Annotated in this window: 23 protein-coding genes and 2 pseudogenes; 9 read left to right on the top strand and 16 right to left on the bottom strand. The window is 42.3% G+C overall.

The genetic code is table 11. From position 1 onward, the window contains the following. Nucleotides 1-648: 648 nt before the first annotated feature. Nucleotides 649-1,737, bottom strand: coding sequence for an NAD(P)-binding protein (locus tag ACTWPM_RS07895; RefSeq protein ID WP_443132516.1), 1,089 nt, complete (start codon nucleotides 1,735-1,737; stop codon nucleotides 649-651). Nucleotides 1,738-2,153: 416 nt separating this feature from the next. After that, nucleotides 2,154-2,816, bottom strand: a complete 663-nt coding sequence (locus ACTWPM_RS07900) for a hypothetical protein (protein WP_443132517.1) — start codon at nucleotides 2,814-2,816, stop codon at nucleotides 2,154-2,156. A gap of 96 nt (nucleotides 2,817-2,912) precedes the next feature. Here ACTWPM_RS07900 and ACTWPM_RS07905 point away from each other — a divergent pair, with 96 nt between their 5' ends. The 4 genes from ACTWPM_RS07905 to ACTWPM_RS07920 all read left to right on the top strand — a co-directional run bounded on the left by ACTWPM_RS07905 (nucleotide 2,913) and on the right by ACTWPM_RS07920 (nucleotide 5,049). After that, nucleotides 2,913-3,239 (top strand): hypothetical protein, encoded by a 327-nt coding sequence (locus tag ACTWPM_RS07905; protein WP_443132518.1) that lies wholly within the window; start codon nucleotides 2,913-2,915, stop codon nucleotides 3,237-3,239. Between the two features lie 106 nt (nucleotides 3,240-3,345). Then, complete coding sequence (locus ACTWPM_RS07910; protein WP_443132519.1) at nucleotides 3,346-3,531, top strand: hypothetical protein; 186 nt, start codon at nucleotides 3,346-3,348, stop codon at nucleotides 3,529-3,531. Between the two features lie 74 nt (nucleotides 3,532-3,605). Then, entirely contained in the window at nucleotides 3,606-4,217 is a 612-nt protein-coding gene (locus ACTWPM_RS07915; RefSeq protein ID WP_443132520.1) for a DedA family protein, read from the top strand. Nucleotides 4,218-4,227: 10 nt separating this feature from the next. Beyond that, nucleotides 4,228-5,049, top strand: a complete 822-nt coding sequence (locus ACTWPM_RS07920; RefSeq protein WP_443132521.1) for an undecaprenyl-diphosphate phosphatase — start codon at nucleotides 4,228-4,230, stop codon at nucleotides 5,047-5,049. Between the two features lie 95 nt (nucleotides 5,050-5,144). Here ACTWPM_RS07920 and ACTWPM_RS07925 read toward each other — a convergent pair whose 3' ends face one another. Beyond that, a complete protein-coding gene (locus ACTWPM_RS07925; RefSeq protein ID WP_443132522.1) occupies nucleotides 5,145-5,378 on the bottom strand; it encodes a hypothetical protein in 234 nt (77 codons plus the stop codon). Nucleotides 5,379-5,502: 124 nt separating this feature from the next. Continuing rightward, entirely contained in the window at nucleotides 5,503-5,736 is a 234-nt protein-coding gene (locus tag ACTWPM_RS07930; protein WP_443132523.1) for a hypothetical protein, read from the bottom strand. A 184-nt stretch (nucleotides 5,737-5,920) separates the two neighbouring features. Between ACTWPM_RS07930 and ACTWPM_RS07935 the strand changes: the two are divergent. Continuing rightward, a pseudogene (locus tag ACTWPM_RS07935) lies at nucleotides 5,921-6,788 on the top strand (SDR family oxidoreductase). Nucleotides 6,789-6,891: 103 nt separating this feature from the next. Here ACTWPM_RS07935 and ACTWPM_RS07940 read toward each other — a convergent pair. The 3 genes from ACTWPM_RS07940 to ACTWPM_RS07950 form a co-directional block, all read right to left on the bottom strand. Then, the gene (locus ACTWPM_RS07940; RefSeq protein ID WP_443132524.1) at nucleotides 6,892-8,412 is read right to left on the bottom strand and encodes an AbgT family transporter; all 1,521 of its coding nucleotides are present in this window, start codon (nucleotides 8,410-8,412) and stop codon (nucleotides 6,892-6,894) included. Nucleotides 8,413-9,058: 646 nt separating this feature from the next. Then, nucleotides 9,059-9,535: a GNAT family N-acetyltransferase gene (locus ACTWPM_RS07945; protein WP_443132525.1), complete on the bottom strand. Its 477-nt coding sequence runs from the start codon at nucleotides 9,533-9,535 to the stop codon at nucleotides 9,059-9,061. Between the two features lie 143 nt (nucleotides 9,536-9,678). Further along, nucleotides 9,679-9,909, bottom strand: a complete 231-nt coding sequence (locus tag ACTWPM_RS07950) for a hypothetical protein (protein WP_443132526.1) — start codon at nucleotides 9,907-9,909, stop codon at nucleotides 9,679-9,681. Between the two features lie 810 nt (nucleotides 9,910-10,719). Between ACTWPM_RS07950 and ACTWPM_RS07955 the strand changes: the two genes are divergently transcribed. Next, nucleotides 10,720-11,277 (top strand): cupin domain-containing protein, encoded by a 558-nt coding sequence (locus tag ACTWPM_RS07955; RefSeq protein WP_443132527.1) that lies wholly within the window; start codon nucleotides 10,720-10,722, stop codon nucleotides 11,275-11,277. A 78-nt stretch (nucleotides 11,278-11,355) separates the two neighbouring features. On the opposite strand, the gene ACTWPM_RS07960 is transcribed toward ACTWPM_RS07955, so the two are convergent. From ACTWPM_RS07960 to ACTWPM_RS07975, 4 genes are all read right to left on the bottom strand, one after another. Continuing rightward, nucleotides 11,356-12,006 (bottom strand): lysozyme family protein, encoded by a 651-nt coding sequence (locus tag ACTWPM_RS07960; protein ID WP_443132528.1) that lies wholly within the window; start codon nucleotides 12,004-12,006, stop codon nucleotides 11,356-11,358. A 117-nt stretch (nucleotides 12,007-12,123) separates the two neighbouring features. Continuing rightward, nucleotides 12,124-12,339, bottom strand: a complete 216-nt coding sequence (locus ACTWPM_RS07965; protein ID WP_443132529.1) for a hypothetical protein — start codon at nucleotides 12,337-12,339, stop codon at nucleotides 12,124-12,126. An 85-nt stretch (nucleotides 12,340-12,424) separates the two neighbouring features. After that, a complete protein-coding gene (locus tag ACTWPM_RS07970) occupies nucleotides 12,425-12,550 on the bottom strand; it encodes a hypothetical protein (protein WP_443132530.1) in 126 nt (41 codons plus the stop codon). 100 nt (nucleotides 12,551-12,650) lie between these two features. After that, on the bottom strand, nucleotides 12,651-13,205 hold the full coding sequence (locus tag ACTWPM_RS07975) for a DUF488 domain-containing protein (protein ID WP_443132531.1): 555 nt from the start codon (nucleotides 13,203-13,205) through the stop codon (nucleotides 12,651-12,653). Between the two features lie 438 nt (nucleotides 13,206-13,643). Between ACTWPM_RS07975 and ACTWPM_RS07980 the strand changes: the two genes are divergently transcribed. The 3 genes and pseudogenes from ACTWPM_RS07980 (at nucleotide 13,644) to ACTWPM_RS07990 (ending at nucleotide 15,714) form a co-directional block, all read left to right on the top strand. Next, a complete protein-coding gene (locus ACTWPM_RS07980; RefSeq protein WP_443132532.1) occupies nucleotides 13,644-14,555 on the top strand; it encodes a DMT family transporter in 912 nt (303 codons plus the stop codon). 457 nt (nucleotides 14,556-15,012) lie between these two features. Further along, a pseudogene (locus ACTWPM_RS07985) lies at nucleotides 15,013-15,183 on the top strand (helix-turn-helix domain-containing protein); the annotation flags it as partial. A gap of 6 nt (nucleotides 15,184-15,189) precedes the next feature. Further along, nucleotides 15,190-15,714 (top strand): hypothetical protein, encoded by a 525-nt coding sequence (locus ACTWPM_RS07990; protein WP_443132533.1) that lies wholly within the window; start codon nucleotides 15,190-15,192, stop codon nucleotides 15,712-15,714. Nucleotides 15,715-15,760: 46 nt separating this feature from the next. Here ACTWPM_RS07990 and purT read toward each other — a convergent pair whose 3' ends face one another. The 5 genes from purT to ACTWPM_RS08015 all read right to left on the bottom strand — a co-directional run bounded on the left by purT (nucleotide 15,761) and on the right by ACTWPM_RS08015 (nucleotide 20,922). Beyond that, entirely contained in the window at nucleotides 15,761-16,954 is a 1,194-nt protein-coding gene (gene purT, locus ACTWPM_RS07995; protein WP_443132534.1) for a formate-dependent phosphoribosylglycinamide formyltransferase, read from the bottom strand. Nucleotides 16,955-17,894: 940 nt separating this feature from the next. Beyond that, on the bottom strand, nucleotides 17,895-18,113 hold the full coding sequence (locus tag ACTWPM_RS08000; protein ID WP_443132535.1) for a hypothetical protein: 219 nt from the start codon (nucleotides 18,111-18,113) through the stop codon (nucleotides 17,895-17,897). 446 nt (nucleotides 18,114-18,559) lie between these two features. Further along, the gene (locus tag ACTWPM_RS08005; protein WP_443132536.1) at nucleotides 18,560-18,976 is read right to left on the bottom strand and encodes a hypothetical protein; all 417 of its coding nucleotides are present in this window, start codon (nucleotides 18,974-18,976) and stop codon (nucleotides 18,560-18,562) included. Between the two features lie 72 nt (nucleotides 18,977-19,048). Next, the gene (locus ACTWPM_RS08010; protein WP_443132537.1) at nucleotides 19,049-19,882 is read right to left on the bottom strand and encodes a metallophosphoesterase; all 834 of its coding nucleotides are present in this window, start codon (nucleotides 19,880-19,882) and stop codon (nucleotides 19,049-19,051) included. 293 nt (nucleotides 19,883-20,175) lie between these two features. Further along, nucleotides 20,176-20,922, bottom strand: coding sequence for a L,D-transpeptidase family protein (locus tag ACTWPM_RS08015; RefSeq protein WP_443132538.1), 747 nt, complete (start codon nucleotides 20,920-20,922; stop codon nucleotides 20,176-20,178). Between the last annotated feature and the right edge of the window lie 68 nt (nucleotides 20,923-20,990).

Genomic DNA, 20,990 nt, shown 5'->3' on the forward strand with positions numbered 1-20,990 from the left:
TAGTCCCGTCCTGTTCTTTCCTTGAGCAAGCCCAGCATTTATCAAGGCGAGAGTTCCCCAGCCTACAAAATATTGATTATCCATCTTCTTTCCTCTCCCATTTACATTATTCCATTTGATTAGTATGTACTTAAAATAACACAAAGTGTATATGTTGATTAAGGCGATCTTAGTTTCAAACCTCCCCTTCAGTCAAGATAAATGTGGTTCCTCACGCTGACTAAACCTTTAGCAGATGGTTACAGTGTACCTTTCCGTTTATTTACTTGGGGTTGAGCATAGAAACAGAAAATTTAAGAGCTTATTCATGTAACTTCTGTACCTCCTTTGTATACATACGAAAAACCATACTGATGTTTCAATATTAGGTTCTAGTATCTTGTACCTTAGTATTCCATGAACCTCTACGTTAACAAAAAAGCGAATGCTCTTAATTGAACAAAAACCCCTGGAGTCAATCCTGCCAATATTATTATTTTTGTCATTTTTTTCTGCTCAATTTCTAAAAAATAGTTAGAAGAACAGCTAGATTCTATTTATAATGAATTAACCAAATGATTTTAGCGAATTTTTTAATTATACCAAAAAAGCCTGACCTCCCGTAAAAAAGGAGTCAGGCTTTTTCAATTTTAAAAGGGAAAGTGTTAGTTATGTGGACGTAAAAGGCTTCAACAAGTGGCTGAGTCCTTTCAAAACACTCATATTCGGCTGGGTGATAATTCTCTTCACCATCGAATTGTGAAGAGATTTAGTCACTAAATCCAGTTGATGATTGCTCAGGCTTTCGATAGCTCTTCGGAGTACCAGGGAATCATCATAATCCTTATAGAGGAGTTTACACAGGGCTTCATAATTCCCCAGCCCGCAGATATCCTGAGCAGCATAAATGCCACTGAGAATAGATCCCGTCTGACCAAAACCTAAGAATGGAGTTGTGGCTCCGAAACAGTTGCCCACAAAAAACGTGTTGCCGATTCGTGGATAATTGCACTTTCCTACCATGTAATCGGAGATCGTAAATTCTTTTTCAATTATAATTTCCTGGTTTAGGGTATGGGAGGCTTGCTTCACCATTTCTTTCCAGAACTCACTTCTTTTTTGTAACCAATCGTCTTCATATTGCGGATAGACGATCACGAGAGTCGCCTGTGTTTGGGAGTGAGGTAGCAAGTAACCCATACCTTTTGGAGCAAAACGATTATCGAACCAGGTATGTACCTCATTACGGACGAAATCCCCTTTGATGATAGCACCGGCAAATGCGGAAGGTAATGCTATGTCATATGGCTGAATTTGTTGTGTATCCTGTGGATCGCCTGTTGCTAATACCACATGGGTATATTCTTTTGAGATGTCTTCATAAGTCGCCTGGCTGTCATAATGGATTTTGCTATGCACCAGCTGTTGGGCTAATTGGCTTTCATAGGAATCCTTATGTTCGCCCCGCAGATTGATAAAACCAATATTTCCTTCTATATTGGCGGATTCATTTTCGGAATGGACATATATTTTCTGTACATTACTGGACGGCTTTAAGTGGATATCATATGTTTCAGAAAAGAATTTCACCGCGTCATTGATGGGTGAGTCAAGTATAGGCGTTATTAGTTCCGCAATGTCATAGCGAAAACCTAATTCCTTTTTGTGTTCAAATATATCAGCAGTATGCCCATGTTTTTCCAATGTCACTGCACATGAAAGACCGGCAAGCCCTGCCCCGATAATCGCTGTTTTCACAAGACCCACCCCCTTTTTATATAGTGTTCGTAAGGAGGCGCGTTTTATTCCTGCGTCTCTAAGTAAATTAGTTATCAGCACTGTTTATAAAAAAAACGAGCAAGAAAGAAATTGAATACTTCATTTCCAGTGTTTCAAATCAGTTATTGGAATTTGTTCGATTGGAAGCCGATTAATTTGGATAACTGCAGCAGTAATGAACCATTATTCATCTGATAACAGGAACTAAGCTATTATGGCAATCCTGGATAAGCTACGTCCCGAGTTAGCATCTATATTGAGCATCTTTAACTAAAGTCCCGTTAACAGAAGGCTCAAAATCAAGATATCTTGGTAAAAACTTTCACCAAACGCCCCTGATCCTTTGTTTAAGTACATTTTTTATATGAATGTTAAATTATTCCATATTGGAATGATCAACTCTTTCCCCCCTTATGCCGCAGCTTGAATATGTCGTGCTCCATGATCCCTTCTTGCTTCTCCGACTCAATAAACTCCAAATGACAGCTTTCCCGTTTTTCATTCGTTTCCCGCACAACTGTGGTCACGATTTTATAAATATATTCCAACCCGCTGACTAGAAATTTTTCATATTGCGTCTCCACGAGACCATCTTTATTTAAAAATTCATGACAGTACCGGTAGCCGACCGCAAGCTTGATGAGTTCCTGAGAGGCGTATGGCTTCTTCTCCAGTATCAGTTCTACCAGCTGCATCTTATTAAACGAATGGATGGCGGCATTCGCCATCGCCCCCTGGTGTACTTGGAACTCGCCTGGAAATAAATCATCTGTAAACCGTTTTAACCTGTGCTCCACCTCTACAAAAGGAAGGTCATGCAAAGAGCTTAAATCTTCTAAATGGTGAAAAACTCTTAGAAATTCTGACTGCGCAATAACTGCATAAAGCTCCATGTACAGTTCACTCAACTGCAAGTAATCGTGCTCTCGCCTGAACTTCGTGGTATCAATGCGGTATTCAAATTTCGTTTTCCCCCAGTGCAGAACCAAATTAAATACGAGCGTCATAATCGCCACGATCGCAGGAATCAATACCACTTCTATGACCCATACTGGCATGGATGAGCCTCCCCTTCCATATATTAAAAAAAAGCTTCCCATTCCCATAGGCTTAGGGTATTGTAGATCTAATAACTGGAAAGGAGGGAGAAGGACATGAATATAATTAAAGTTCTATTCACAGTGCTCACTGCTGCCTATTTCTTAGGTTTGAGCCCTGCCGTGTCTTTACAGGCTTATGAGACTATCGAACAGACGGATGCTCTCGTGGCCAGTTTCACGGATGTGGAACAGGAAGCCCTGGCTATCTCTCCGATCCTTCTCCCTAAAGGAAAAGCAGATTACGCTTTACCACCTTTCCTGTTTCCTCCTGCCCAGTTGGATGTTAAAGGGTTATTTTCAGCGTCCACGGGCACCCTCGAACCACTTGCCGACTCATCCGGTTTCTTTACGATAGAAAAATTCCATTCCAATTATCTGTAAATACATCGTCTCCTTTTTACGAAGAGGCTTCACAGCTTTTCTTTTGAGCACTATAGGAAAGCTTATTTTTCGTGTGCGTTTTTAACTACATTTGAAGGAGATTGAAATGAAAAATTCAAACATGAACGATTGGATCACCTACTACTCAGTTACGTTCGTGATTTTCTTATTACTATTTGGCGGGATCTGGACGTCCGGTCTGTTTACAGGTGTGGAATGGCAGGACTACTGGATTGAATTTCACTGGAGCATGGTTAACATAAAAGAACTGAAACAAATCATAGGATTGTAAATAGAGCGGACGGGCTTAGAGCGGCTGAAAAAACTGCTTGAAGTCCAGTTATTACAAAATCACGGAGGTACACAATGGCGGATTGGATTACTGAATTTATGAGTCACTATGGGTATGCAGGCATCTTTATCATGATGGCGGTAGAGAATATCTTTCCTCCCATTCCATCTGAGGTTATTCTTCCGTTCAGCGGATTTATGACTCAAGCTGCCAATCTATCCATAGCTGGGGTAATTGTAGTTTCAACGACCGGATCTCTTGCAGGAGCGGTTGTGCTTTATGGGATCGGATCCTTGATGGATGTAGAAAAATTAGAATCCTTAGTAGAGCGGCATGGACATCGTCTTCGCATAAAAAAAGAAGACGTCCAGAGAGTAGAATCATGGTTTCACCGCTACGGAATATGGGCGGTGCTGCTCGGCCGGATGGTTCCGCTCATCCGCAGTCTGATTTCCTTGCCTGCCGGAATGGCTAACATGAAGCTGTCCTTGTTTCTACTGTTCACCATCCTTGGCACAATGGTCTGGAATACCATCCTCATTTTAGTGGGTGCTTTGATGGGGGAATCGTGGAATGAAATTTCCCGGCTTTTGGAGGTTTATTCCACCATCACTTATGTCGGACTTGGAACAGGGTGCGCCCTCCTGATGTTCATTATCATTCGTAAAAAAATACTAAGCGCGTAAGGGGATCAGAATGGACATTATTCAAGTCATCAAAGTGATGCTTCTCGGGATGTTTGAAGGATTAACTGAATTCGCTCCCGTATCTTCTACGGGCCATATGATTATCATCGATGAAATGTGGTTACATTCCCGCGAATTTTTAGGCTACTATACGGCCAACACCTTTAAAATCGTTATCCAGCTTGGTTCAATTCTTGCGGTAGTCATTACATTCAGACATCGGTTTATGGATTTACTGGGTGCGAGATCGCGTGCTCAGGATAACTCTAGCCGTCTTAAAATCAGTCATGTCCTGACAGGGCTGCTTCCGGCAGCTCTGCTCGGCTTTCTTTTTGAGGACTATATCGATGAACATTTATTTACGGTCGAAACCGTCATCATAGGACTCCTATTAGGAAGCTTTTTTATGATTTTCGCTGATCTTTATGGAGCACGCAATCCCTCTTTAAAGAGTGTCGACCAAATCACTTACCTGCAGGCTCTTCTAATTGGACTGATGCAGTGCTTTTCCTTGTGGCCCGGCTTCTCCCGCTCCGGTTCGACCATCTCTGCCGGAGTGGTTGTTGGTATGACCCACCGCTCGGCTGCAGACTTTACCTTTATTATGGCCGTACCGATTATGCTTGGCGCAAGCTGTCTTTCTATCATCGATAACCTGGCGTATTTCACAGCCCAGGCTCTTCCTCTCTTTGCGATCGGTTTTGTCAGCGCCTTTATTTTTGCTCTGATCACGATTCGGTTCTTCTTAAAGCTCATTAATAGAGTCAAGTTATTACCTTTTGCTTTGTACCGTATTGCGCTAGCTGGAATGATCGCCTTCATGTACTATTAACATCTAACAGAGGGGCAAAAGCACTTAGAAAAGTTTATTCTTCGAAAAATCGAACAGCGCGTTTGACCAGAATCCCGGTCAAACGCGCTGATTTTTTACTGCTTCTTTCGATTCCCACCATTTACGACTCTGAATTTGCTCACTGGTTTTTCACCTGGCTTATAATCGAAAGCTGTGATCGTTGCTCCTACTTCCACTTTCATGGATCCATCATCCTCTATTTTAAACAGTGTGCCTGGCTTATTGACTTTAATGGACTGGACATTATGTTTGGCAAACACCCTTTGCAAATCCTGCATTAACTCTCTTTTTCCATAAGTGAAGCCCATCCTATCCCTCTCCTTACTTTCATTTCGTTAGTTGTAGGATATGCGGAAATGAGAAGGACTATGATGGTAAATACGACGGAACTTAAAAAAATCTATTAACAGCCACCTCAGACCATAGAGCAATCTATTCCATTGCGGCACTTCTTCTTCGCTTTACAGTTCTTGCTGGAAAAACCGATAGAATTCTGTCTTTTTTAAGCGTTCTTACCTTTTCTCTCGCAAAACAATACACCAAAATATCATCGGCACGTACATCCATAACCCGAATCGAACGCTGGGAGACCTCGCCCCGGCTGTCCATATAGATGACCACCAGCTTCTCGTTTTTATCCAGGGATCGTGCAAACAAGCCATCCATGAGGTATCTTCCTTTCTTATCGAACATTTGTTCTTATTTTACCACAACAAAGAGCAAATTAAACTGGAAGATATAAGCATTCCCTAAATGAAAAAGACCTTGCAAATCCTGAATGGACGGCACAAATATTCTCTGCCTTAATGGGTACCTTAGAAATAGCCAATCACTATTTGGGAGGAGACCTATGAACAATCAAAAGAAAGATATCCAGCCGAAACAGCATCAAAACCGTCAGCCGGGATTTGAATATGAAATGAAGCCACTTCCGGAATATATTGATGAAAACTATCAGGGCAGCGGAAAGCTTGAGGGAAAAATCGCGGTGATAACTGGAGGCGACAGCGGCATAGGCAGGGCGGTAAGTCTGCATTTCGCACGTGAAGGAGCAGATATAGCTGTCCTTTACTTCGATGAACATAAAGATGCCGAGGATACAAAACGCTTAATTGAACAAGAAGGACGCACCTGTCTACTGATCAGCGGGGATATTGCCGATCCTGACTTTTGTACAGATGCTGTAAAACAAATCAAGCGTAAATTCAGTCAGGTCGATGTGCTGGTCAATAACGCAGCCGTTCAATATCCGCAGACCAGTGTTCTGGATATCTCGAATGAACAGCTTGAGCGCACCTTTCGCGTCAATATCTTCTCCTATTTCTACATGACAAAAGCCATACTCCCACATATGAAAAAAGGAAGCTCGATCATCAACACTTCCTCTGTTACGGCCTATGCCGGAAACGAGCAATTGATTGATTGATTATACATCCACAAAAGGAGCCATTACATCGTTCACCCGCGCGCTTGCAAAATCTCTTGTTGGTCAGAGGGTTCGTGTGAACGGTGTAGCTCCTGGTCCCATCTGGACACCTTTGATCCCTGCAAGCTTCGACCGGAAGCAGGTTGCCGAATTCGGTTCCGACAACCCGATGGAGCGCCCCGGTCAGCCGAAAGAAGTAGCCCCGGCTTACGTCTATCTTGCGAGCCAGGATGCAAGTTTTGTCTCTGGTCAGACACTGCATGTCAACGGCGGCATAATTGTAAACGGGTAAAGACTTCTAAGCTGTTTTCACGGTTGAATCTCAAAAAAATGGAATTCCAATGATATGGAATTCCATTTTTTACAACTGTACTTTCTTCCAAGTTCGTTATCCGTTAATAGTGGATTGGTGAGCCTGGTCCCAAATTAACCCCAGTCAGCATCCAAATAATTAACATGATTGTCCAGGAGATCAGGAAAAAGATCGTGTATGGGAACATAACGGAAATTAAAGTTCCGATTCCCATTTGTTTATCGTATTTTTGCGCAAATGCGATAATAATGGCAAAGTAAGTCATGAGCGGCGTAATGATATTTGTTGTAGAATCTGCAACGCGGTACGCCATCTGGGTTAATTCAGGTGAATAACCGAGCTGCATCATGATGGGTACAAATACCGGAGCCATCATAGCCCATTTTGCAGACGCACTGCCTATAAACAAGTTAATTGCAGCTGCCACCAAAATAAAACCTAGAATGAGTGGTATGCCTGACAGGTTAGCTGATTCTAACAATTCCGCACCGTACACCCCGATCACGAGTCCCATGTTAGTTTCTGAAAAGTAAGCTACAAATTGTCCGGCAGTAAAAGCAAGTACAATGAACATCCCCATGGACGCCATCGTCTCAGAAAGCTGGTCAGCAACATCTTTATCATTTTTAATCTCTTTTGCTGCGATGCCATAAAACAACCCAGGAATAAAGAAAAGAATGGTAATAATAGGCACAAGGGAACTCATAAATGGAGATTGAATGATACCTCCATCCTCTCCTCTTAAAGGAGCACCAGCTGGAAGAACTAATAGAGCAATTAGAACGGCTGCTATAGCGACAGAAATACCTGCCCACTTTAGACCTTTCTTTTCAGTAGCATCCAGTCCTTTTAATTCTTCACGGAATTCGCCTTTATATTCTCCCAAACGTGGTTCTACAATTTTTTCTGTGACCCATCCTCCTACAAACGTCAGCAAGAATACAGAAACAAATATGAAATAGTAGTTCATAGCTATGTTCATATTTTCAGCATAAGCAGGGTCAATAATCGCAGCAGCATCAATCGTTAGCTCTCCTAATAAAGGATCCGTCGCTGATAAAAACAAGTTCGCACTGAATCCTGCAGAAACCCCTGCAAAAGCAGCAGCTAGTCCCGCTAATGGATGACGTCCAAGAGCAGCAAAAATGACAGCACCTAACGGAGGCAATACTACGTAACCAGCGTCAGAAGCAACACTGGACATGACCCCTGCAAATACAAGACCATAGGTAATCAATGCTCTTGGAACGGATAGCACAAATCCGCGCAAACAAGCACTGATCAGCCCAGTTCTTTCGGCTACTCCGATTCCTAGCATTGTGACGAGAACGACACCTAAAGGAGCAAATCCAATAAAGTTCTCTGTCATACTGGAAAAGATGTACTCGATACCTTCTGCGCTAAGAAGATTGTTTATCTCAACGATTTCCCCTTCTTCCCCAGGATGTTCAACACTCAGTCCAAAACTGGAAACAATAGCAGATAATACTACTACCAGTAGCGCCAAAATAGCAAATAGTGTGATTGGATGAGGCAGCTTATTCCCCACATATTCAATGGCATCCAATCCCTTTTGAAACATACCCTTTCGTTTGTCAGCCAATACGGTTCTCTCCTCTCTTTTCTCAAAAAATAAAAAAACGGCAAGTGAAAATTCATAATTCTGCCGTTTTTGTCTATTCCTGTCGTTTTCAGTATAAAGGCACTAGTGATATATATGAAGGCGTTTTCAAATAAAAGTAAAATTTTTTCTATTCTGAAAATTTCTAGAAGAAAAATTAGGTGAGTTAGAGGGAGTACTCCTCGAAATCGAGTCTCCACAATCCTGCATTTTTTGGAAGACTCTATTTCATGACTGTTTATTCAATTTTCATTATTAATATAATTTTAATCAGTCTACCTAATTACATCACTCTTTTTAATGAGAACCTGTAAATTGAGCCCACTAGAACCGTTAAGGAAAGAAGAGAGAGAGACTTATACGAAGCAGAGTGTAGTGTATATCAAACAATCCAGTGATGAAAATAATGAGTGCAAAACCCTGGATAATTCTGCTACAAAAAGGTCCCGCTAACGATCGTGGACCTTTTTTCGTAGCTATTTTTCTTGCTTTAGTTCCTTTGTGAAATCGTATTGCCCAAAGAAAAATTCCTAACTATGTAAGGAGGAGCATATCAAAAAAGTCGCCCCCGTTCCTGAAAACTTGAGTTGGAGATCATTTTAATAAATGATTACGCAGAAACTCCAGGTTAATTTAATTTTAACTCCATTTTTCTACTCTTTGTTGTCATCCCAATAGACTTATAGAATTCAATGGCAGAAGAATTTTTCTCAGTTACACCCAACTCAATACTATCGACACTCAGGTGCCTTCCAAAATCAAAAACGTATTCAGTCAGCTTTTGTCCGATCCCTTGTTTTCTATAGTTTTCAGCAACGCATAAACTGTGTATGACTAATACTTTTCTCGCTTTGACAAATGAATTTTCAGTTATCTCTTCTTCTTCTGTAACTATTACTCCGACTAAATCTTGACCTTTCTCGGCCACAAAAATGTGCTGTTGATCATCATTCAACTGGCTTTCAAATAACTCCGGCTCCACTGGAGTAGAATTCTCTTTGTACACATCCGGTCTTATCGAAACGTGTAGTTCATGAATTTGCTTAAACAATGGAAGTAAAGGATCGTAATCGCTTTTTTTGGCTTTTCGAATAATTATCTCCATAGTTTTTCTCCCCCTCAATTTTTTACTGATAATTACTCACTTCTCACTTCTGTTCTGCTCTGTAGATCGTCCTTATTAAAAAACCGACCCTTTTTGTACACATACCTTTAAAAAATACCGCCTTTTCTATGAAAAGACGGCTTTTAATGGCTAATGTTTTTCTTTTCCTTCCAACGAGCACCTATGATACGCAAGCCGATGGTCAACAGGATAGCTGCCAGCACCAGAATGCCTAAAGCATCGCCTGTGGTCCACCCGGCTGATTTTAAATACCTGGCAAGAAGAACTCCGATTAGGGCGAGCGGGATCAGAATAAAACGATCGATTTTTTCAGAAAAAATGGGCCCGCTGAAAAGCTGGCGGATTTTACTCATGGATGATGATACCTCCTGGTTGAGTCGCTATTCGTTACATTTAAGATCTCATCTATTATTTCAAATCCACTGCTCGATCTCAATCTTTTTTCTAATCCCGTAAAATATTGCTGCGGAATATTCATAAGCAATTTATTAAACTAAAGGGCCGGATTGTGGAAGACTCAGTTTCGAGATATTTTGGGTCCGTTACGTTAGTTGGTGGAGGGCTGGTGGGGAAATAGCTCGCTTTCCTATGGGGGAACGGTGAGCTTCCTCGCTCGTTTCACTCCCTGCGGGATCTCACCTAGTCCCTTCTCCCATGGGAGTCTCGCCATTTCCCCACCAACCCAGCCACAGGAGGATAACGGATCCTTCCAGAAGAGAGAATGCTCTCCTTCTAAATAGGTGCTAAATGCTTCTATGACAAGCTTTTTTTACATCGTTCTAGCATGAAAATACACTCTTCATCCCATCTTTTTTTCTCGCCAAGCAAACCGTGTATTTAGTGGTTTCGAGTTTCTGATTCAGCCAGGTCCGGAGGGGGACGATGTAGACTCCTGCGGGATGAAAATGACAGGGGAGACCCCGGAAGGCGAAGCCTGAGGAGGCTCCGCGCATTCCCGCGGAGGACCTTCCGCTCAACAAATATCTCGAAATCAAGTCTTCCAGAAAAGGGAGCTTTTCTAAAATATCCACATAGTCATTTAGTAACCTACCATTATAAGTGCTATGAGAATGAGCTAACGGGGATTTCTGGATTAATTTTTATGTACATTCACTGGGCTCATGCATAGGATAACTTTAGGAACTAAGAAAGGATGAAGAAAAGTGTATTATAATCCTTATATGTATCCATATCGTTATCCTTATGATGGAAATGTACCTATGTACAATTATGGGAATCAGGCGGGGTACTGGGCATACCCTCAGGACTACGGGCACCATGCCTGGCGTCCTTCGCACGGGCAAGGAAATATCCAGCTAAAAGATTATGGCCCCAACCCATTTGTAGTGGACATCAATAAAGCCACCAAGCAAAATAAGACCTTTCGCACAGCATTATGGACCGGTGACCATCTGCAGTTGACCCTGATGAGTATTAAACCAGGAGAAGATATCGGCTTAGAAAGGCATCCAAATCTCGACCAATTCTTACGTGTTGAGCAGGGCCAGGGATTTGTACAGATGGGCAAACAAAAAAACAACCTGAACTTCACAAGAAATGTGATGGACGATTCGGCTATCATCATCCCGGCAGGCACGTGGCATAACTTAACCAATACGGGCAATACGCCGCTCAAACTATACTCGATCTACGCCCCGCCTAATCATCCGTTCGGCACCGTGCATGCTACGAAGGCTGAAGCGATAGCTGCAGAAGAATAAAACTGATCATCCACTCCATTAAAAAATGGGAACTTCTCTATAATAGAAGTTCCCATTTCTATTTTTAAAGCCGCTACATTACAAATCCTGAATTTCTTCATCATCATAATAATCAAGAACCGCATTCACGTAATAAATATCCCCATAACAGGCGTCATACTGCTCCGCTTCCTCACGAATACAGTCGTACTTGCCCGTATGTTTCAACTCCTCATATTTCTGCGCAGAGAATTCAATGGCCAATTCCTGAGTATATTCTCCACCGTTATTCATGACATAATTAATAAAACCCGCGCCAAAATTGTAGGATTGAAGCGCTAATTTAACGTCCTGATCAGCCCGCTCCAACACATCGGCAAAGTAGGACACTCCTTGTTCGATCGACTTCTCTGGATCGTCAATACAACCGACCGAACCGCATAAGGATTCGGAGGCTTGCATAGGGTCATCTCCTCTTCCACCCGATTCCTGCATCATTAACGCTAATAGCACATCTACGTGTTCCTCTATTCCTTCCTGCTTTGCATACTTTCGAACTTCATCTTCATATTGCAGCACCTGATCGGACAAGCCGGTAGATTCATTGGTGCTGCTGGTTAAACCGGCTCCCAGATTGCTGCTTGTAAGCAGATAAATACCGCCGATTACGAGAATGATAGGCAGAATAATTTTTACGAATGTTTCCGAAACGGCTTTTTTAAATTTTGTTTTCCATTTATATTTCGGCATGTTTCTCCCCTTATCGATACTTTCATAAGATGAGTCCATTTTAACATGCCGGTACGCCTAATTCTCTTATCATGCTTTTTGCCGTGTTCCCCGCCAAGTTCCAAGCCCTTAACAATCCTATGAACGAGCAGAACTTTCTTTTGAAAATAGTTTACTCAGTAGAGAATAAACTCCCATAGCAATCAAGAGAAAGATACCGAAGTCTAGTAAAAACAACCATAGATTAAAAGAATCTTGAAATAAGCGGTACTCCAAATTAATCCAGGCATAAACTTGTGTCGATAAAAAGTCAGTAATCAATATCGTAACGAACATAAGCAAAAGAAATTTCACTTTACCACCCTCGTGTGCATCTTGTTTATTTATTTTTATGTAAGCAGTAGGTTCTTATAGACCCGCTCATTAAAACCTCTATTTGCTACATCCAGCGCGACTCATGATATTTATCCGGATTTTCCTTATTTCTTTTCGAAGGCAGTAGAATCGGCAAGGCTAAAGCAGCGATTACCGCTACCACAAAAATGATCATAAACACGATCCACATGATATTCCTCCTCAAAAAGTAAATTATCATTCTATCGATATTCCCCCACATTCCTGTCCTACTCTCCGCCTATTCAGTCTTATCTCTGCGGCTTAGTACCTTACTCCTCAAGCATTGGATACACTACTGTTCCATCCTCTTCCACGATAGGCATCGCACCCCACCGCCCAAGTTCATGGCCGACCAGCTCTGTATTTCCTTTGGAGTCGTTGATCATATGAAAAACATCCCAGCCATTCGCCTGCAGCCAGTTACTAATTAACAGGCGGTGACACTTGGCTGGATGCCGTTCGGAGCACATATAGACAAGATTCTTTCCTTCAGCCTCCGCTTTTAAATCCTCCACCCCATTCTGGAACTCTTTCGTTAATGTATAATCCGCATAGTTGTGGAACGAGCGATTGTCCCATCCGGCATTTAGATTCTCCCCAATCTCGCCTGACCGCTTCCGCCTGCCACCGAGTACCGAAAAATGCTGATACGCTACGCCTGCTTCGCTAAGCCAGTCTTCCATTCTTTCCTTGTTAAACTGCGGGTATTTACGGCTCGCAGGGAAGGCGCGGATATCAGCTACATATTCGATATCTGCAGCCTCAAGCATCTGCAAGAATTTTTGCTTGTCATGGTCGGAATGCCCAATCGTATATATTTTCATATCCCTTCACCCTTTGGTAGAAACTTGTGTAACCAACTATACCCTTTCTACGATTCTCTCAAAATATCCATCCCAGTAAGAACTAATTACTCCTATGCTCACCAATCTGCCTAAACCTCTTATAAATACCATATTTTCTATTTTTTGGTTGATTAATAGATATCTCCCTGCTAAGCTTAAAATGCATTTACTAATTATTTCCATCCTAATGTTTATTAAGTTTCTTGCATCTCCTTCGTTTTCTGAAAAGCACTTGAGTTTCCAGTACAAGATTAACTACATATTGTATGCCACTTGAAAGTTAAGTCGAATGAAAAATTGCCATGTACGCCTTCTAAAAAACATACCTTTTTATTAAGAACTGGCTTGGCTCTTGAAGTTTCATGGTTATTAAGTCCACTTTAGATTTCTATTATTTTTTTAGGAGGCGTACAAACGGTGAGATCAGTAGGTGTAAGTTTGGTTATTCTTGCAGCTATATGCTGGGGCGTTAGTGGAGGAATTGCAGATATTTTAATGAATAAAGGCTGGGATCCTATCGTAATTTCTCTTTATCGAGGGGTTATTGGCTTTGTATGTTTTTTTACTTGGTTTCTTTTACGCTTTAAACAAAATTGGAGCTCCTCTTCTCGCTTATACATTTGGTCTTCGTTGGCTGGCGTAGGAGTTGCTGGAAATTTCACTTTTTATTTTTTCACGATCCAGGCGTCAGGCGTGGCTGTTGCTTCTACTTTAATGTACACAGCCCCGGTGTTCGTCCTTGTCATCTCTTTTTTATTACGAATCGAGCGTCCGAGCTGGTTTAAATGGGGGTGCATCTTAGGGGTACTTATAGGAATTGTGATGCTTACAGGGGCCTACAATACCGCTTCGCTATCCGTGGGTTTACTAGGGGTGGCAACCGGGCTTGCTGCAGGTCTTTCCTACGCCTTATTTATATTCGGTTTTAAAAACGCCTCCTCCATCGGAAAGCCACAGACCACTTTAACTATCGCTTTCTTTTCATTTTGTCTTATCCTTTTGCTTATCGCCGACATGGATGAAGCCGCTAGCGTAATGACCTCAAACGACATAGGCTGGTTTGTTTTACTGGGGGTCCTGGGAGCTGGGGTTTCGTTTATTCTTTATGTGATTGGCATTCAATGGACTGCGCCAACGACTGCTTCAATGGTCGCTATGGTTGAGCCCGTAACAGCTTCATTATTTGGTTTTCTGCTTATCGGAGATCACTTGACCATTATTCAACTTCTTGGAATGGCAATTATATTGGTTACGGTTATCGTACTTAGCGTAAAACCCTCTTCAGCCTCCATTAAAAGTACTGATAAAAGGAAAGAAAAGGCGGGGTAAAGGACAAGGCCTATATTATAATTTAAAAGCCCTATGGTAGATGGATCCCATCAGCTACCATAGGGCTTTTTCATATGGCTTTAAGGGTACCGGCAGTACACATCTCTCCCAATGATTATCCTTTAATAGATTCTTCCTGTACCACTAAGGATGATTGTCACCCTTATTTGACACGGCAGATGACACGGCATGCACCACCACCAAACCAATGGTACGGCTGAACCCATCCAGCAAAATCATCCACCGAAACAAAGAATAAACTAAGATTAATTAAAAAAAGATTTTAAATAAAACACGATATAAAAAATATTTTATTTTTTTCGACACCAAATTCTTAAAACTTTCGATTAATAGATTAACAAGACAAGAATAGGTGATGAAAAATGAATATCCATGACATTAGCAAGCTTCAATCCTTTCCGAGTAAAAAGAATTAGATCTACGCGTTCGTTCTTTTCTGTACCACCATAAAGCCTCACTTTCTCAAGCTTCCCTGGAAGTATTAACTTTTATCTGGCGGCATTCCGTTAAATATCCTGGTGTCTCTTTTGCTAAAATAGAAACCATTGAAAAAGCTACAAAACGCAGCCGCCGAACCATTGTCCGAGCGATTAACACTCTCGAGCAAGCGGGGTTGCTTGCACGCATTCCTACGATTCGTCCGAATGGAAAGCGCGGAGTTAACATTCTGGTAATCAATCCGGCAGAGGAAACTCCACTTCCTGAGAAACAAGACCTCGCTAGTCAAAAGACAGCTGAAAGAGTTGATAAACCTGAACAAACTGAAACCCTAGAACCAGTCAAGCATGTATCCTCTGCTGCCAAACCGGCTATAGATACCGATTATTTACCCACTTACATACCAAAAGCATTTATTCAGCTCTCTCAAACCTTTTTGAATGTAAAGGATATCCTTGGTGCATGGAAAAGGGTTTATTACGCCTACCAGCAAACGAAATTAAGCTACCCTGTCGATCATTACATAACCATCATTTCGCAGACGTTCAAACAGGCGGTTTTTGCTAAACAGAATGGCTCAATCAAGAAAACGTTTCTTGCCTACTTTTATGGCGGGATGCTTGCAGCTTTCCAACAGACCGTGCGTAAAGAAGTGATGGATGACCCAGCCACTCTGTACTATGACTGGCTGAACAATTAAAAAAACCATCCTGACGCTCTTCAAGAGTCAGGATGGTCCATTAAATTTATGATTTCGTATCGTTGCGATTGAGAACATTCAGGTAAGAGGCAGCTTCTTCCGTCCGATCACAGGCTGTTTTTGCATTTTCCCCTGTACTTAGCGCAACAGCCATGCGGCGTCCGATCGTGGCTGATGGTTTTCCAAATAATCGCACCTCTGTATGCGGGACCGCTAACGCTTTTTCCAGACCGGAAATGAAGTAGTCATTGCTTTCAACCGACGATTTCACGGCATGACTTGACCCTGGCGAAACAAGCTGAATATCCTCAATCGGCAGTCCAAGAATTGCCCGCACATGAAGGGCAAATTCAGAGAGTTCCTGGGTGACCATAGTCACCATACCTGTATCATGGGGACGCGGAGAGACTTCACTGAAATACACCCCATTGGAGGTAATAAACAGTTCCACTCCGAATACTCCGTATCCACCGATTTCACCTGTGATCTTTTTAGAAATAGCTTCCGCCTGCTTGACGTGTCCCTCACTCATCGCATGCGGCTGCCAGGATTGAATGTAATCTCCGCCCTCCTGCCTATGACCGATGGGCGGGCAAAAAAAGGTACCATTGGCAGCCTCTACAGTCAGTAGTGTGATCTCAGAGTCAAAATGGATAAATTCTTCCACAATCACCCGCGTGCTGTTTCCCCGACCGCTGCCGAGAGCCTCCTGCCAGGAATCCTCGATCTCACTTTCTGTGCGGCAGAGACTCTGCCCTTTTCCGGAAGAACTCATAATCGGCTTAATGACGCATGGTAGACCAATGGTTTGAACCGCTTCCTTCAGTTCCTCTAACGAATTAGCAAACTCGTATTTTGCGGTTGGCAAACCTAATTTCTCACTGGCGAGGCGTCTGATTCCCTCTCTGTCCATCGTTAACTGCGTGGCGTAAGCGGTAGGGATAACGTTATAGCCTTCTTCCTCAAGCTTCAATAGCGTCTCGGTCGCAATGGCTTCGATTTCAGGAACTATGTAATCCGGCTGTTCCTTTTCTACGACGCGGCGAAGCTGAACTCCATCAAGCATATCAATGACAGCAAATCGATGAGCTACCTGCATGGCGGGCGCACCTTCGTAACGATCTACGGCAATGGTTTCGATTCCCATCCGCTGGGCTTCCATAACTACTTCTTTCCCGAGTTCTCCTGAGCCAAGCATCATCATCTTTTTTGAATTACGATTGTTCGGTGCTCCGTACATAGCTTCTCCTCCTGAATGTTTGGGTTTATAGTCATTCTAAATTCAATTATAGGTATATTTCAAGGATAAACAGGTATTTTAACGAACGAATCTTAAATATTAATTAAAAATGTTCGTTTTACACTCCTGTTAAATGTTGTCGCTTTTAATAAGCGGATTATTTAACTTGAGGAACGTTAGAATCATTGTCCCTTCCTTCTTTTTTCTCAAATAAAAAGCTCTGTTAATCTTCCGTGTTGAATTTAAAGTAAAGCTCCCGTTACTGGAAGACTCAGTTTCGAGACTTTTGTGAGAATTAGGTCCTGCGGGGGACGATTTCGCTTTCCGGCCCTGCACGACGAAGGGTCGTTCGACGTTGCCACAGGACGTGGCGGTCTTAGTCGAACATCCCTTGTGCTGAGCTTCCTCAGGCTTCGCCTTCCCGGATCTTACCGATCATGTTCATCCCACAGGAGTCTCCCCGTTCCCCTCCGGACCTGGCCGAATCAGAAACTCGAAACGGCTTCATCCTTCACCCCATTGAGAAGAAATAATCATATGGGCGTATATACTTTTCCAGTTTGAAACTGTGCGGGATTGCCTGTTATATAAGCAGTCAGGCGGGATAAGGAGGATAGGATACTCTCTTTTCAGAGGGTCCGTTATTCTCCCGTGGCTGGGTTGGTGGGGAAATGGCGAGACTCCCATGGGAGAAGGAACTAGGTGAGATCCCGCAGGGAGTGTAACGAGCGAGGAAGCTCACCGTTCCCCCATAGGAAAGCGAGTTATTTCCCCACCAGCCATCTTCAAATATCGTAAAGGACCCAAATTACCTCGAAACTGAGTCTTCAACTATCCGGCCCTATTGTGTAATAAACATCTTATGAATAAATCAAAAAATAGAGGCAATAAAAAAGAAGCGATCAACTCAGGATCCCTTCTTCAATCTAACCTATATTTTTCAAATAAACGTAACCGAATACCAGAGAAAAGCTCCCCCTCCCATTGAACACATTAGAACAATATCCTTCACTTTTCTCGGTAGTGGAATAAACCGGAGTAAGAAATTAACGGCAAAAACAGCTATAAATAAGCACACACAGAGAACGGCTAATTTAGCAGCCGGTTCATTCACCTCGGAATGGATGAAATGCTGGATGGCGTCTGACAGGAAACCCAACGATTACACCTCCGATAACTTCGATCGTACGTATTTCTCTAGAAAAACACGTGCTACTTATCTATCATTAAAGATAAAGCCGTACCACAGCCCTCGCACTCCAGTAATATATCTATTTTAACTTCACTGATAAATATGATTCTCCTCGGACTCATCAGGGTCGAACATCTACGGCATGTATAGTGGTCAGTCTGATCAATAACTTCCAAGTAACACTCCACATTAGGCACCACTTATTCATTACTCCTTTTAATTCTTTACTTATATTTTCGACATAATTCCAAAATTGTTGACAGTTTAGCCAGAAAACTTCTAAATAAAAGAGCATTAATATTCAATACGATAGACTTACAGAAATATTTTCAGTTCTAGTGGGAGGGAATGCTATACTTTACATAAAACAAGAAAACCGACAGAACTTTACGCTCCTGCCGGCATTCAACAACCTATGATTCTGTATATTTGTATTGAGTTGCAAGCTTAGCTGCCATTGCGCTTACCAAGAGATGCAGGTGAAAATAAGTAAACCCGCAGATCACTCCGGTTCCAAACATACTGCTGATATCGCTAAAGTACAAGGAGTCCACGCTGCCTCCTGAGGCGAGATCAAATACATGCACACCAAACAGCAAAGCCATCATAATCAATCCCCCTGTGAGAGAATAAACCGAGAGATTGACCCCGTAAGTTTTCTTCCATTCCAATTGTTTCTGTAAAGCTTTTAACCCGAGTCCACTGGCAATGAACCAAAACGCTGCCACGTAAAAGACGAAAATCGTAGACATGCCTGTATCGCTTACGTGATGACTGTAGGTTGAGACCAGGGAGGCAGCTGCGACTCCAGTGATGATATTTTTAGCCATTTTCCTCTCTTCCTTCCATACAATAAATAGCTACCCTGACCGACTGTACATAGTAAACGGCATATCTACTTTTCAGTCTTCATGAGTAATTTCAATTAAACTTAACTGACTTTGATTAAAAAAACGTACGTGAACTACACTTGTTCCTAGACCTCTGTCGACGTAAAGAAGCTGATTTGAGTCAATGGAGTACATCCCCTCATCATACTTTGGCAACAGCCCCTGTCCAGGCGCTACCAAAGATCCGATACACGGAATCTTCACTTTTCCTCCGTGAGTATGACCGCTCAGGATTAAATCAGCCGGCTTATTTTCATATTCATTTACAAAATCGGGAGAGTGAGAAAGCAGGATGGTATAACGCTGCTCATCCATCCCGTGGAAAGCTTTCTCCACATTCTCTCGACTGGAATTAACGTCATCAATTCCAACGATGTTCATTCTATAAGTCTCATTTAATGGGACAGACGTGTGCTCATTTCTTAAAACCGATACCTGCCGCTCCTTAAGACCGTCCAAAAAAGGCTGGGTTAAAGGATGGTCCCATTCATGGTTGCCGGTAACGTAAAAAACATGTGGATACACCCTGACGATCTGCTCAATTAAAGAAAAGACCTGATTCCATTGCTTTGTGTTCCGGTCTATTAAATCTCCGGTGATCACCACCATATCGGCCTTTGCTTCTTCAATTGTCCGCAGGAGCTTCTTGTTGTTTCTTCCAAATACTTTATTATGTAAGTCACTAATTTGCAAGATTCTGAACCGGCTGTCTTGCGGTATTTTCTTATGACTGATACGAATATTTTTTCGTTTAAAAACATTCGTATCATAGATTACCTTTCCAATGGCTGCCATCGCTATGAATACTCCGCTGAGCACGCTTGCCTTTTTTACGATCCGTCTCATCTCGTCCCCCACACTGATCCTAGTTATTTTTACCAAATCTTCTTATTATCCTAACATATGAAAGTCTTTCTCTTACAGATAAAAACTACGTTAAATCGGTTCAGTTACATGATGCTGCTGGGAATCCCTATCAGTCCTAATGATTTAGGCATATTCATAAACTTTACTCTTTATCGTTGGTTTGATTATCAAGGGAGAATTGGATTTCCGAACACACAACACCCCGGGCTAAGACATATTTAAAAATGTCTTAGCCCGGGGTGTGTTCAGGGAGAGCTTTCCCAATGAGGTTTTTATTTACTGAATAATGCTTTCCTTGTATTAGGTCCCACGATACCATCCACCACTAATCCTTTTGACTTTTGAAAATTCTTCACCGATTTTAACGTCTGCGGGCCAAAGGATCCATCCGCAGTAATCGCGAGCTTTCTCTGCAGGATTTTTACTGAATCCCCTTTACTGCCATACCTCAGGGTCTCGTTAAAGGTTTCATATCCCGCGACTACTTTGGCGGATTTCCCAACTCCATATTTTTGCGCTAACGCCGTAAATGAAGATGATGTGCTTGTAATATAAACTGGAATATTCTTATCAGCCCGGTCGTACAACCAGATGACGTCCTTATTATACATTCGGATACAGCCACTGGACGCGTAGGTTCCAATTGAGGATGAATTATTTGTGCCATGCACTCCATAAACATTTCCAGAGGTATGTCCCCAGTCTCCCGGAACTTTTATCCCGAGCCACCTTGCGCCTAATGGGTTCCGTGGATCGCCACCTGGTATATTCTCTTTATACCACGGCCTGTTTTTTACCTTATTAACCAGATAAAATTTCCCTTCCGGTGTTAAACTCTTCGTCCGTCCTGTTGCCACAGGAAATACTTTCTGAAGATTACCTTTTTCATAAAAAGCCAGTTGGTTGGTACTTTTGTTAATAATAATGGCTTCGTTCTGTGCCGCTTCAGCCGGCTTTCCCATCAACCCTAAACTTATTCCCAAGATCCCCAGTGCAAACGCAATTTTCCTTAGCTTCATTCTCTCTCCTCCATTAATTCCCTTAGTGTACTTGGAAATATTATACTCCCGGGGATTGGGAATTTAAT

The sequence above is a fragment of the Halobacillus sp. K22 genome, assembly GCF_052246795.1.
In the GTDB taxonomy this organism is placed as follows: domain Bacteria; phylum Bacillota; class Bacilli; order Bacillales; family Halobacillaceae; genus Halobacillus.

Excerpts from the sequence above, each read along its gene's own strand:
- ACTWPM_RS07930 (WP_443132523.1), bottom strand. The coding sequence starts at position 5,736 with ATGGATGGCTTGTTTGCACGATCCCTGGATAAAAACGAGAAGCTGGTG.
- ACTWPM_RS08015 (WP_443132538.1), bottom strand. The coding sequence starts at position 20,922 with ATGAAGCTAAGGAAAATTGCGTTTGCACTGGGGATCTTGGGAATAAGT.
- purT (WP_443132534.1), bottom strand. The coding sequence starts at position 16,954 with ATGTACGGAGCACCGAACAATCGTAATTCAAAAAAGATGATGATGCTT.
- ACTWPM_RS07920 (WP_443132521.1), top strand. The coding sequence starts at position 4,228 with ATGGACATTATTCAAGTCATCAAAGTGATGCTTCTCGGGATGTTTGAA.
- ACTWPM_RS07925 (WP_443132522.1), bottom strand. The coding sequence starts at position 5,378 with ATGGGCTTCACTTATGGAAAAAGAGAGTTAATGCAGGATTTGCAAAGG.
- ACTWPM_RS07945 (WP_443132525.1), bottom strand. The coding sequence starts at position 9,535 with ATGGAGATAATTATTCGAAAAGCCAAAAAAAGCGATTACGATCCTTTA.
- ACTWPM_RS07905 (WP_443132518.1), top strand. The coding sequence starts at position 2,913 with ATGAATATAATTAAAGTTCTATTCACAGTGCTCACTGCTGCCTATTTC.
- ACTWPM_RS07910 (WP_443132519.1), top strand. The coding sequence starts at position 3,346 with ATGAAAAATTCAAACATGAACGATTGGATCACCTACTACTCAGTTACG.
- ACTWPM_RS08010 (WP_443132537.1), bottom strand. The coding sequence starts at position 19,882 with ATGAGACGGATCGTAAAAAAGGCAAGCGTGCTCAGCGGAGTATTCATA.
- ACTWPM_RS07960 (WP_443132528.1), bottom strand. The coding sequence starts at position 12,006 with ATGCCGAAATATAAATGGAAAACAAAATTTAAAAAAGCCGTTTCGGAA.
- ACTWPM_RS08005 (WP_443132536.1), bottom strand. The coding sequence starts at position 18,976 with ATGGCTAAAAATATCATCACTGGAGTCGCAGCTGCCTCCCTGGTCTCA.
- ACTWPM_RS07915 (WP_443132520.1), top strand. The coding sequence starts at position 3,606 with ATGGCGGATTGGATTACTGAATTTATGAGTCACTATGGGTATGCAGGC.
- ACTWPM_RS07975 (WP_443132531.1), bottom strand. The coding sequence starts at position 13,205 with ATGAAAATATATACGATTGGGCATTCCGACCATGACAAGCAAAAATTC.
- ACTWPM_RS07900 (WP_443132517.1), bottom strand. The coding sequence starts at position 2,816 with ATGCCAGTATGGGTCATAGAAGTGGTATTGATTCCTGCGATCGTGGCG.
- ACTWPM_RS07970 (WP_443132530.1), bottom strand. The coding sequence starts at position 12,550 with ATGTGGATCGTGTTTATGATCATTTTTGTGGTAGCGGTAATCGCTGCT.
- ACTWPM_RS07950 (WP_443132526.1), bottom strand. The coding sequence starts at position 9,909 with ATGAGTAAAATCCGCCAGCTTTTCAGCGGGCCCATTTTTTCTGAAAAA.